This is a genomic window from Nitrosospira multiformis (genome assembly GCF_900111585.1).
Lineage (GTDB): Bacteria > Pseudomonadota > Gammaproteobacteria > Burkholderiales > Nitrosomonadaceae > Nitrosospira > Nitrosospira multiformis_B.
The window spans coordinates 19127-31240 of record NZ_FOHI01000006.1; the positions used below are offsets into that span (position 1 = coordinate 19127).

General features: G+C 54.8%; 8 protein-coding genes. 6 read left to right on the forward strand and 2 right to left on the reverse strand.

What is annotated here, in order from left to right:
- Nucleotides 1–47: 47 nt before the first annotated feature.
- Entirely contained in the window at nucleotides 48–1211 is a 1164-nt protein-coding gene (locus BMW46_RS10035) for a DUF1207 domain-containing protein (RefSeq protein ID WP_081355776.1), read from the reverse strand.
- A gap of 337 nt (nucleotides 1212–1548) precedes the next feature.
- Here BMW46_RS10035 and BMW46_RS10040 point away from each other — a divergent pair, with 337 nt between their 5' ends.
- Complete coding sequence (locus BMW46_RS10040; RefSeq protein ID WP_081355768.1) at nucleotides 1549–1878, forward strand: DMT family transporter; 330 nt, start codon at nucleotides 1549–1551, stop codon at nucleotides 1876–1878.
- A gap of 245 nt (nucleotides 1879–2123) precedes the next feature.
- Nucleotides 2124–3242: a PEP-CTERM sorting domain-containing protein gene (locus BMW46_RS10045; RefSeq protein WP_074708042.1), complete on the forward strand. Its 1119-nt coding sequence runs from the start codon at nucleotides 2124–2126 to the stop codon at nucleotides 3240–3242.
- A gap of 377 nt (nucleotides 3243–3619) precedes the next feature.
- Here the strand turns inward: BMW46_RS10045 and queF are convergent, their stop codons facing one another.
- Complete coding sequence (gene queF, locus BMW46_RS10050; protein ID WP_074708045.1) at nucleotides 3620–4039, reverse strand: preQ(1) synthase; 420 nt, start codon at nucleotides 4037–4039, stop codon at nucleotides 3620–3622.
- A gap of 143 nt (nucleotides 4040–4182) precedes the next feature.
- On the opposite strand from queF, the gene smc reads away from it, so the two are divergent.
- Genes smc through galU form a run of 4 tightly spaced genes read left to right on the forward strand, consistent with a single transcriptional unit; the run spans nucleotide 4183 to nucleotide 12084 of the window.
- Nucleotides 4183–7746 (forward strand): chromosome segregation protein SMC, encoded by a 3564-nt coding sequence (gene smc, locus BMW46_RS10055; RefSeq protein WP_074708047.1) that lies wholly within the window; start codon nucleotides 4183–4185, stop codon nucleotides 7744–7746.
- Nucleotides 7747–7753: 7 nt separating this feature from the next.
- Nucleotides 7754–9079, forward strand: coding sequence for a cell division protein ZipA C-terminal FtsZ-binding domain-containing protein (locus BMW46_RS10060; protein WP_074708050.1), 1326 nt, complete (start codon nucleotides 7754–7756; stop codon nucleotides 9077–9079).
- Nucleotides 9080–9108: 29 nt separating this feature from the next.
- Nucleotides 9109–11187, forward strand: a complete 2079-nt coding sequence (ligA, locus tag BMW46_RS10065) for an NAD-dependent DNA ligase LigA (protein WP_074708416.1) — start codon at nucleotides 9109–9111, stop codon at nucleotides 11185–11187.
- Nucleotides 11188–11199: 12 nt separating this feature from the next.
- On the forward strand, nucleotides 11200–12084 hold the full coding sequence (gene galU / locus BMW46_RS10070) for a UTP--glucose-1-phosphate uridylyltransferase GalU (protein WP_074708052.1): 885 nt from the start codon (nucleotides 11200–11202) through the stop codon (nucleotides 12082–12084).
- Nucleotides 12085–12114 lie beyond the last annotated feature (30 nt).

Here is a 12114-nt window from a genome sequence, read left to right on the forward strand (position 1 = left end):
CCAGTATAACGCTTTACACTTCCCGGTTTTTTTACAGTGATGAGCGGTCAGAAATGGTAGTGCGCTCCAATACCGAGATAGTCCACCCGCTGCCTGAAAAACTGGCCCGTCGGGGAGTTTCCGTGAAAATACTCAACCAGGAACTGAAGGTTGCGGCCGAATGCCCGGAAGTGATCCAGTTGAACCCCTGCCCGCGCGGATACATCGGCATTCCAGTCGTTCTGCTGATGGTTCTTGAGGTCAACCGCCACGATCGGCCGCAGCGGTAAAAACGCGATCCGCCATGGGCTTCGAAACTCGACACCATATTGTATAGACCAAGGCTTGATGGTGGAGGGTTCCTTGTGGAAGATTCCACCTCCGCCGCCGTAAACCCTCACCCCGTACGGAAGTTCATAAGACAGCCTGAGATCGGCTCCCTCATAGCTGAGGTTGATCCGCTCCAGGTCGGTTAACCTGCGCAGTAACAATTCATCCCCAAGATGAGAGCTTTGATGATAGATACGTCCGAAAGCAGAAAAGTGACCTGCCCGCACGCTTCCATAAGCGGATGCTATGAAATCGGTATTGATGAGATCGGCCGAAGGCGCGCCGAGGTTGAAATCGCTGAAGACGGCAGCTTGAAGACCTGCTTCCCACTGTACAGTGGATTGTCCGAAATTCGCGCGATAGAAGGGAATGGTTTCACCAAAGCTGACAGCGGCATTGTTATTTCCGTCAATATTGTTTCCGACATAATTGCGATATGCGGCGGAGAAATGCGCCCAGCGCGGATCCGCCAGTAAAGGCTTGAACAAATGCCCTTCGGGTAGCATTCCGGTTGCCAAAACGGTGGGACCCGCCGCGGGTACGCCTGCTTCGGTCTCGGTCGTTCCCGCTCCAGGCTCCCGAGAGGTGACGGAAGGGTGTTGAATAGGCTTGAATGCCTCGCGCTCCGCGGTCCTGCTGACACTTTCTTCCGCTATGGTGACCCCGGCCACTCCCGGAATTTTCGATAGTGCCTGAACAATCTGCGCACGGTTCTCGGATTTCAGTTTATCCTCGCTTACAGTAATGATGCCATCTTTCACCACCAGAGTCGGAATCTCCATTCCAAAGCCATGTTTCAGGACACCCGCTGCGTAACCGGCGATATAGGCATCCTCCGTTACTGCAGCATGGACAGTTGAGGTAAAAAACAACATGACTGCGATGATATTCAGATAACGCACGGTTTCCCCTTTTTTGATATTCAATCGAGAACAGAATGCGACATTTAGCCTTTCTGCTGCTTTGTGTGCTTCGCGACTGGCTCTTTGCTCGCCAGAGCGGTGTATAAGAAATAATGTGCTAAAAGACCGGGAAGTAAAAAGACTTCGGGTTCCATTTTAAAATAGTGTTCACGTTGCCGCCCGTAAACTCCGCGCTCAATGGAGGAGCCCGCAAACCGCGGGGACCGTGGAATGCTAGTGGAGAACCCCTGACAAGTCGGTATGATTGCGCACACATCGCGCATTGAGACTGATTGTCCTCATTGCGCTTTTCTGAAATGGCTTGAGGATGCCCGGTATGCAATGGTTTTTCCTGTCTGTTGCAATTGTCAGTGAGGTGGTGGCAACCTCAGCCCTGAAATCGAGTAATGGTTTTACGCAGTTCTGGCCATCAGTAGTTGTCGTGGCGGGCTATGCCGTTGCTTTCTTCTTTCTCTCCCTTGCCTTGCGCACCCTGTCTGTGGGAATCACATACGCTGTCTGGTCTGGCGTCGGCATCGTCCTCATATCGCTTGTCGCCTGGTTCTTTCTCGGGCAAGCGCTCGATGGTCCTGCTATCCTGGGTCTCGCGCTCATTGTTGCCGGCGTGGTTATCCTGAACGTATTTTCCAGATCCACCATTCATTGACGGATATTCTGGTCCGAGAAGGAAACTCCGGGAAGAAATACAGGACTAATTCTCCATTTCCCCGTTCGTCCACTTTTATCGCCGCTTTCTTCACCCGGTGTACCAACGTCCAATTGTTTTGGCAGTGGGAGTTGCTACGATTCGATTCACCTGCCCGCCCGGCTTGTTACGGCCTCTCCAATCGGCAATAACGGAATACGAGACCGAACCGGCATTGTGAGAATGGGCTTGGGATCGGAGATCGAATGATGAGTATCAGGAAAATTGTCTGGCAGTTGAGCATGTGTGCGGGGATTACGCTTTCGGCAAATGCGTACGCGCTCGCGTTATTTCAGTCCGAATCCGTCGCGTCTGCCGCCCCACAATTCGAATATCATATTTCCTGGGGCAGGGGGGAAGCGGATGGTCCTGAGGGTACAGCGGGACATTCAAGTCATCCATCCTGGAACCGGTCGCCGAACTTCCTTCTGCCGTTGGCTGCGGGATATTTCGATATGCTTCCCCCGTTCGAGAATCTTGCTTCTCCATCAACCGGTTTATATCTTACTCTGCTCAAAGGGGATGAAGCTTTCGTCGTCAATATTGCAGGTTTCACCAATGATGAGGCAGGGCTGGTAAACATGCTCGCCCTTCCGGATCTGTTCATGCAAGCACAGTGGCAGCCCGTCGAAGGCAACTCACAAATTACACCGTTTACCCCACATTCTTCTTATAGTGGCAACGTAGCTCGGGCAAGAAATACGCCGCAAGAATGCGCGCAACTGCGCGAGGTTCGGAGAAGCAGGCTGGAGCTAAGGGATGGGGACTGCATTGGCTTCGGGGGTGGTTCGGATGGAAGCGGTAATGCGAATAGAAATGGGAGCAGGGCTGGGGGAGGCTCCAACGCCATCATCGCTCGAAATAGAAATGCCCGTGACAGCAATGCCGGTGATGGCGCCTATATCGGAGGTAGCGGTGGCGGAGGTGGAGGTGGACCGGGGGGGGGGCGTGACGCTGCCACTCCAGGTACAGACGAGAATGGCAATGGCGGCGGCATGTCTCCACCAAGCAGTAATAATTCTGACCCGGATAATGGCAGTGAAGGCAATCCGGGCGGAACCGAAGGGAGCGGGTCCAACCAGGATAATGAGAATGGTGGAACGGGCGAAGGCAGCAATGGGGGAGGAGGAACCGGAGGAGAGGACGGAAGTAGCGGGAATGGCGATACCGGGAACTGGAACAACCCGGAGGAAGGGGAGGGTCCGCCCCCAAGCGAAGTAACGGAAGTAACGCTCCTCCCTGAGCCCGCTACACTAGCGCTTCTCGCACTGGGTCTGGCTGCGCTGTACGCCGTGCGCAGAAATCAGGGCAAGATTGCCGGCTGAATCTGCCCGGAACTTATAAAAGGAGACTGCAGCACATACTGTCACAGACGCGATCATTTCGCGTAAGATTTCCTGCCCTTTTTCCACGCCGTCGCCGTGGTTCGTCCCTTTTTACCTGGCATGGAAGCCGAAAAAGTGTCAATCTGCTTTCCGATGCCAGGTCGAATTCTGATTAGCCGGGATAAAATCGGCTAGAGCGTTTCTTTCATTATTCAAATCAGTGCTGGCGATGTTTGCCATTCGTGCAACTTCCCGACAGGGCGCCGCGATTATTTCATCCGCATGTTTCTTCAGGTGGATCGCCGGCTGGCATGGCGGCGGGTGTCACTTGCTGAACAGGGTTGCATCCCGTGGCGGATTGGTGGTGGATGGCAGACTCATCCGCGCGTGGAGGGTTGGCTATCGAAACGGAAGAGGTCTACGGAGGGCAAGGGAGCCCAGCCGGATTGACGGTGGTCTGCAACGACCGTGGTGAAAATGCCGCCACGCACGTAGAATTTTGCTGTGAGACGTAGATAACGAGGCTCCAGGGTTGTGGCCAAGTCATCGACAATCCGGTTTGTCACCGCTTCGTGGAAAGCGTTCTCGTCACGGAAAGACCAGATATAGAGCTTGAGGCTTTTAAGTTCGACACACTTCTTGTCAGGAATATAATCAAGAATCAGGGTCGCAAAATCGGGCTGGCCGGTTTTGGGGCACAAGCAGGTAAACTCGGGAATCTCCATATGGATATGGTAGTCCCGCTCCTGAGTAGGATTGGGGAAGGTTTCCAGGTTTTTATCGGGGTGGCTGGGCATTCTCTTATCTCTGTCAAAATCGGTTAGAATGAGCTCCCTTGGGAGGCTTTTCCCAGGATGATTCGAAATGTTCCCGAACCGGAAGCTTCATCCAGGAGGTTACCTTCTGCGGCTGCACATTATAACTGCTTGCAAACGACAAATTGCGTCTCTCCCACATCAAACTCGCTGGTTTCAAATCCTTTGTTGATCCTACGGAAATTCCCCTTCCAGGGGATCTAGTGGGAGTCGTGGGCCCCAATGGGTGCGGGAAATCCAATGTCATCGACGCTGTCCGCTGGGTTCTGGGGGAATCAAGAGCCTCCGCGCTACGCGGTGAATCGATGCAGGACGTCATTTTTAACGGCTCCACGACCCGCAAGCCCGTGGGCAGGGCCAGTGTGGAGCTGGCGTTTGACAACAGCCTTGGCAAGGCAGCAGGGCAGTGGTCGAGTTATGCGGAGATTTGCATCAAGCGGGTACTGAGGCGCGACGGAGAATCCACATACTACATCAATAATATTCATGTGCGGCGTCGCGATATTGCCGATATTTTTCTTGGCACCGGGTTGGGAGGGCGCGGCTACGCCATCATCGAGCAGGGAATGATTTCCCGCATCATCGAAGCCAAGCCGGAGGAGCTTCGTGTATTTCTGGAGGAAGCAGCCGGTATTTCCAAATACCGGGAGCGGCGGCGTGAGACGGAATCGCGCCTGGCGGATACCCGCGAAAATCTTCTGCGCGTAAACGATATCTGCCAGGAGTTGGAAAAGCAATTAGTGCGTCTTGGGCAGCAGGCGGAAATAGCCCGCCGGTTCGAGGACTTGCAGAGTCGATTGGACAAGGCACAAAATCTACTGTGGTTTGCCCGTAAACAGGAAGCTGCCTCGCAACGGGCACTGGCGGAAAAGGAAATTCAATCTCTGCAAACAACCCAAGAAGCCGAGGCGGCGGCGTTGCGCAGGGCCGAAAGGCAGCTTGAGGAAAAGCGCGCGGACCATTTTGCGGCGAGCGATCTTTTGCATGATGCTCAGGGCGAGCTGTATGCAGCCAATGCCGAAGTGGCGTACACTGAACAGCAGATACAGCACGTGCGGGAAAATTATCAGCGCATCGCGCAGCAGATTGCCGCAATGAGGCACCAGCTTGAGCATTATGCCACGCAGGCCGATACTGCGGCGGACAGCTTGAATCGCTGGCGCGAGGAGTACGAACAGGCGCGATCGGGCAGCGAGGCGAGCAAACAGAAAGCCACGGTGGAGAATGAAAAATTGCCGCTGGCCGAGACCGCTTTTCGCACGCGTCAGGAAAAGCTTGCCGAGGTGCAGCGTGACCTGCTGCTGGCGGAGCAGTCGGAGCAGCTCGAAAAGAGCCATCGCGCCCATGCCGAAGAAGCACTTCAGCAGCTCGAAATACGCCGCAAGCGATTGCTGGTTGAGTACGCCGCCTTGCCTGAATCAAAGATCGAGGAGTTATCGGATCTGACCCGCGAGGCGGAAGCGACTGCTCACGATCTGAAACAAAAGCAGGAGGAGTTTGGGCAAACAGAAAATCTGCTGCTTGACGCTGAGGAAGTCAAACGCGAGTTTGTGCGCAACGTGCAGGCGCTGGAACAGCAGGTCGTGCAGGCTGAAGCGCGGCTGAGCGCGTTACAGCGTCTGCAGGGACGTCTTGAAAGCAGTGAAGGACTGAATACCTGGTTTGCAAGGCATCGGCTCGATTCTCTACCGCGGTTGTGGCAAGGCATACAGATAGAGAAAGGGTGGGAAGACGCGCTTGAAGCTGTCCTGCGCGAACGTTTGAACGGTACACGCGTGGCGCAGTTGGAGGTGGCGCTCGAGTGGACCAATCCTCCGCCAGGGAAGTGTGCGCTGTTCGAGCCGGCAGGGATGAGGCTGCAAAAGGCTGGAAAGGTAGCAGAGGCTGAAGAGGGAGTCGACAAACCTGCCAGAGACGGGGAAGCAGGAGTCGCATTGCGGTCCTATCTGACCTGCAGCGATACGAGCGTAAAATCTGTAGTGGATGAATGGCTGAACGGTATATTTGCGATTGATAGCCTTGAAGCAGGGCTCTCCCGGCGAAACCTGCTCTCGCCGGGTGAAATGCTGGTGACACGGGAAGGTTGTGTGGTTACCTCTCATAGCCTCACCTTTTACTCCCCTGACTCGCAGTTGCATGGCGTGCTTGCACGGCAGCGGGAGATCGCGCAGATTGAAGTGGAAATGGAGGCGTTGAGAGCGAAGCTCGATGTCGAGCAGTCGGCGCTCGATACCGCAGGAAACACGTGTTACGATCTGGAGTCATCCCTGTCCAGTCTGCGCCAGGAGAATGAACAGCTTCAGCAATTGCACCATAATGTGCAGATGCAGGCATTGAAGCTGACACAGACGGTCGAACGCAGCGAGCAGAGACGCAAGCAGATCGATAGCGATCTGGCGGAAATCGAGCAGCACGCAGAGGCAGAGGCTTCCCGTCAGGGCGGTGCCGAAGCAAGGCTGAGCGAGCATGGCGTGCGGATCAAATTCCTGCAGGAGCAGGTACGAACGGAACAACTTGCGCGAGATGCCGCTGAAGAGTCGCTCATCAGTCAACGCCGTCTGGCTCAGAATGCATCAAGGGAAATGCAGGAAGCTGTCTTTCATGAAAAAACCTGCGAGCATAAGATTGCTGAAGCGGAAAATGCTATCGAGGGAATCGAGCGGAGCGTGGGTGAACTCAAAGCTCACCTGGAAAAATTGCAAGTCGAGCAAGACAGTTTCGATGAAGGCCAGTTGGTTGGAATGCTGGAGGAACGGCTGACGTTGCGTGAGCAGCGTGAACAGAAACTGGCGGAGGCGCGTAATGCCCTCGAAGCCCTTGCTACGGAATTGCGGCAGATAGAGCAGGAGCGAATGGCTTCCGAACAAAAATTGCATCCGTTGCGGGAGGCTATCAACCACATGCGTCTCAAGGAGCAGGAGGCGCGAATTACCGAGAATCAGTTTTGCGAACAACTGCAGGGATGCGAAATTCCTGAAGAAGAATTGATAAACTCTCTGGGAAAGACGCGTCCTGCCGCATTGCAGAGCGAGGTGAACCGGCTGCGTGGCGACATCACTGCGTTGGGGCCGGTCAATACCGCCGCGCTCGACGAATTGCAGTCTTGCCAGACTCGAAAGACCTATCTCGATTCACAGGCGCAGGACCTGGAAGAGGCGTCGGAAACACTCAGGAATGCAATACGGCGCATAGATCGTGAAACCCGCGAGCGGCTGCTCGAAACGGTTGAGAAGGTCAATGCTCATCTGGGCGACATGTTCCCCACCATATTCGGGGGTGGCCATGCGAAGCTGATGCTGAGGGGTGAAGAAATTCTGGATGCGGGCGTACAGATTGTCGCTCAACCGCCGGGCAAGAAAAACAGTTCGATTCATTTGTTATCCGGTGGCGAAAAGGCGCTGACCGCGCTGGCGTTTGTATTCTCTCTATTTCAACTCAACCCGGCACCCTTTTGCATGCTGGATGAAGTGGACGCTCCCCTGGACGACAGCAATACTGAACGTTTCTGCAATCTTGTGCGGAAGATGTCGCGTCAAACCCAGTTTGTATTTATCAGTCATAACAAAATTACCATGGAAATGGCGCAGCAATTAATAGGGGTTACCATGCAGGAGAAAGGTGTGTCGCGCGTGGTGGCGGTAGAAATGGAGGAGGCTGTAAGACTGGGCGATACAGCCTTGGCAACGTGAAGCGACCATGGGCAACCTAAGTGAATTGCAAATCAGCCTGATCGGCATTGGCATCGTCGTGGTGCTCGGCGTAATCGTTTTTAACTGGACGCAGCAACGCCGCTACCGTCGGAAAGCAGAGCAGGCATTCAGCCGGGAGCACGAGGATATACTCCTGGGAGCGGGTGTATCTGCCAAAGGAGAGGAAAGAATAGAACCTCGCCTCAGCACCGGCGCCGAACCACACGATCCCGAAGCCGAACCCAGTACGCATTCGAGTGCTTCCCCGGAAGTAGCCGAACCGGCCCAGAAAGCGAACGTCAATCCAGCCCTCCATCCTCCATCCAGGCCGAAGGCCGGGAAAGCGGGTGAGCGCACCTGGTTTAAAGGACCTGCTTCATTCAGTGTGCCTGCCCGCAGATCGGTCGATGAAGATTCCCGCCATGAAGGAGCCGTTGTTCGCGAAAGATTCAGTATACCTGCCGCCCCATCGGGTGATGAGGAAAGGCCGGTCGAAGGGGACAATGTCTCCGAAGCAGTGGATTATGTGGTTGAGATCGCCCGTGAGACACCGTTCGCGGATTTAACCCTGGCGGAAGTACTGGATCGTAAATTTGATTTCAGCAAGCCGGTGCGGTGGATGGGGAAGCAGGAAGCAGATGCATCCTGGGAAGAAATCGCGCCGGATACACGTGGCCGGGAGGGCAGGGCGAGCTACGTCAGTCTGAAGGGTTGCCTGCAACTGGCTGATCGCGCAGGACCTGTGAGCGAAGTGAGCCTGGGTGAATTTCGCGACATGGCGGAAAATTTTGCGGCTCGCGTCAATGCAACTGCCCGTTGCCCCGACATATATAAGAGCTACAGGCGGGCCTTGATGCTCGATGAATTCTGTACCCAGGTGGATGTCATGGCCGGCATCAATATCATCAGCAGGGATAACAGCGTTTTTACCGGCGCCAAGATCCGCGTCATGGCGGAAGCATGCGGATTCAAACTGGGGAACGAGGGGATGTTTCATTACCGGGACGAAAACAACGTTGTTTTGTTTTCCCTGGGCAATTATGAGCCAGCTCCTTTGCTTCCCGACAATATCCGAATGCTCACCACTCGTGGCATCACACTTTTTCTTGATGTGCCGCGAGTTGCCAATGGTGAACGCGTTTTCAACCAGATGGTGCATCTGGCTGAAACTTTCTCCGAAGCGCTCGGAGGCTTCATGGTGGATGACAACCGCGTACCATTGAGTGACAGCGGTATCCGGAAAATCAAGCAACAATTGAGCAGCATTCAATCCGTGATGATATCGCGCAATATCCCGCCAGGGGGCCAGATAGCGCTGAGGCTGTTTGCGTGAGTGAACGCCTGAGCGAGATATCGCGCCATATGCGGGAATTGCGCGATGCAATCGAACTACATAATATCCGTTATTACGAGCTGGACACTCCGACGATTCCCGATGCGGACTTCGACAAGCTGTTCCGCGAACTGGAGGAGCTCGAGCAACGTCATCCGCAACTCATAACGCCCGATTCCCCCACTCAGCGCGTTGGTATTCCTCCCCTCAAGGCGTTTCCCCAGGTCGTTCACCGTACGCCAATGCTTTCCCTGAGCAATGCATTCACCGAGGGTGAGGTAGAGGCATTCGATCGGCGTGTACGCCAGTCCCTCGGCATCGCACACGTCGAGTATGCGGTAGAGCCGAAATTCGATGGTCTGGCCATAAGCCTCTGCTATGAGAACGGCATGCTTGTCTCGGGAGCCACCCGCGGGGATGGCTACATCGGAGAGGATGTGACCTTGAACCTGAAAACCATTCGCAGCATTCCTCTTGGCCTGAGGGTAGGAGATGGGGGCGCCGAAGTTCCTGCATTTCTGGAGGTCCGGGGTGAGGTATTGATGTTGAAAGCGGATTTCGAGCGATTGAATCGGCAGCAGCGTAAAAAGAACGAAAAGACCTTTATAAATCCGCGCAATGCTGCCGCAGGTTCCTTGCGGCAACTCGATCCCCGTATTACTGCCAATCGCAACCTGAGGTTCTTCGCATATGGTATCGGTGTCTGCGAAGGGGGAAATATTCCCCATGATACACACAGCCACTTGCTTGACTATCTCTCGTCACTGCGTTTTCCTGTAATGCGTGAACGCAGGACGGTCACGGGCGTTGCCGATTTGTTGGAGTATCATCATGAAATAAATGGATTGCGCGAACAATTGCCTTATGACATCGATGGTACGGTGTACAAGGTCAACGAATTGGAATATCAGGAAAAACTCGGTTTTGTATCGCGCGCCCCGCGATTCGCGCTCGCCCATAAGTTTCCAGCGCAGGAGGCAACGACCGAGTTGCTTGGAATCGATGTGCAGGTGGGCAGAACGGGAGCACTGACTCCGGTGGCGCGCCTCAAGCCCGTATTCGTCGGAGGCGCGACTGTCACCAATGCGACCCTGCATAACGAAGATGAGATCCGGCGTAAGGACGTCATGATCGGTGATCGGGTAACGGTAAGGCGAGCGGGAGATGTGATTCCGGAAGTGGTCGCAGTTCAGAAGGAAAGCCGGCCGTCGAACGCGAAACCTTTCGTGATGCCTGAGCACTGTCCGGTGTGCGGCTCCAGGACGATTCGCCTGCCCGGAGAAACCATGACCCGCTGCACGGGCGGATTGTTTTGCCCCGCTCAACGGAAACAGGCAATTCTGCATTTTGCCTCGCGTCGCGCCATGAACATCCACGGGCTGGGCGACAAGCTGGTGGATCACCTGGTGGACAATGCCATCATTCGAACCCCCGCAGACTTGTATAAGCTGGGGCTGGCCGCGCTCGCAGCGCTGGATCGGATGGGGGAGAAATCGGCGGGAAATATTATCAATGAAATTGAAGAAAGCAAAGACACGACCCTGGCTCGATTCATCTATTCCCTGGGTATTCGCAACGTGGGCGAGGCTACTGCGAGAGACTTGGCCCGCTATTTCGGAGGACTCGATCGCCTGATGGACGCAGATGTAGAAACTTTGCAGCAGGTATCGGATGTAGGGCCGGTCGTCGCCCAGAGCATTGCCGATTTTTTTGGCGAAAGGCACAATCGTGAGGTTGTAGAGCAACTGCGCGCCGCGGGAATCCGCTGGAAAGAAGATGGGGGAACACAGACAACAGATCATGCAGCCGGTTCTGCACATCCGGAAGCAGACGCGGCAAGCAGCAAAATTGCCGGCAGGATCTTTGTACTGACTGGAATACTGCCGACCATGAGCCGGGAGGAGGCCAGGGAGAAAATTGAAGCGATGGGAGGAAAGGTTGCGGGCAGCGTGTCCAAAAAAACCGATTACGTCGTCGCAGGCGCGGATGCGGGCAGCAAGCATGACAAAGCGCTTGAATTAGGAGTGACACTTCTCGACGAAGCCGAATTGATACGATTATTGCAGGCTTCACAAGCAGATAACAGTTCGACGCAAGCGGATTCCTGAACGGGTGGTTTAATGCCAAAAATACGTAAAGCAGTTTTTCCGGTGGCAGGAATGGGTACCCGTTTTCTCCCCGCGACGAAGGCAAATCCCAAAGAAATGATGCCTGTTGTAGACAAACCGCTGATTCAGTACGCGGTTGAAGAGGCGATCGCAGCGGGTATCACGGAGATGATTTTCATAACGGGCCGTCACAAGCGTGCCATTGAAGACCATTTCGATAAAGCGTACGAAATAGAAAGCGAGTTGGAGGCCCGTGGCAAAAATGAAACGCTGGAAATGCTGCGCAGCATCCTGCCCAAAAACATTCATTGCATTTACATCCGGCAATCGGAAGCACTGGGGTTAGGGCACGCTATCCTTTGCGCGCATCCCGCGGTAGGAAATGATCCTTTTGCCGTGCTGCTGGCAGACGACTTGCTCGTGGGCGATGAGCCGATCATGCGGCAGTTGGGCAAGGTGTACGAGGAGAACGGTTGCTCCATTCTGGCCGTACAGAATGTCGAGCCTGAAGATACCATCAATTATGGCATTGTGAAATGCGGGCCCGGAATGAACGGCTTGCATCCCATTACCGGCATCGTGGAAAAACCTGACCCGAAGAATGCTCCCTCTAGGCTGGGTGTCGTCGGACGTTATATTTTGACCCCGAAAATCTTCGAGCACCTGGAAAGGGTGCAGCCGGGCGCCGGAGGGGAGATTCAGCTGACCGATGGAATCGCCTCACTTTTGCGGGAAGAGCGGGCGCTGGCCTATGAATTCCACGGAACGCGTTACGATTGCGGGAGCAAGATAGGATACCTCAAGGCAACGATTGCGCTGGCGCTCCAGCATCCGGAGGTCGGGCGTGAGTTTGCGGCGTATCTCGACGCCAGATGCACGGGGCATACCAGCGTCTAGCCATCTATCCGCTGCCCGATCGAATTTTTC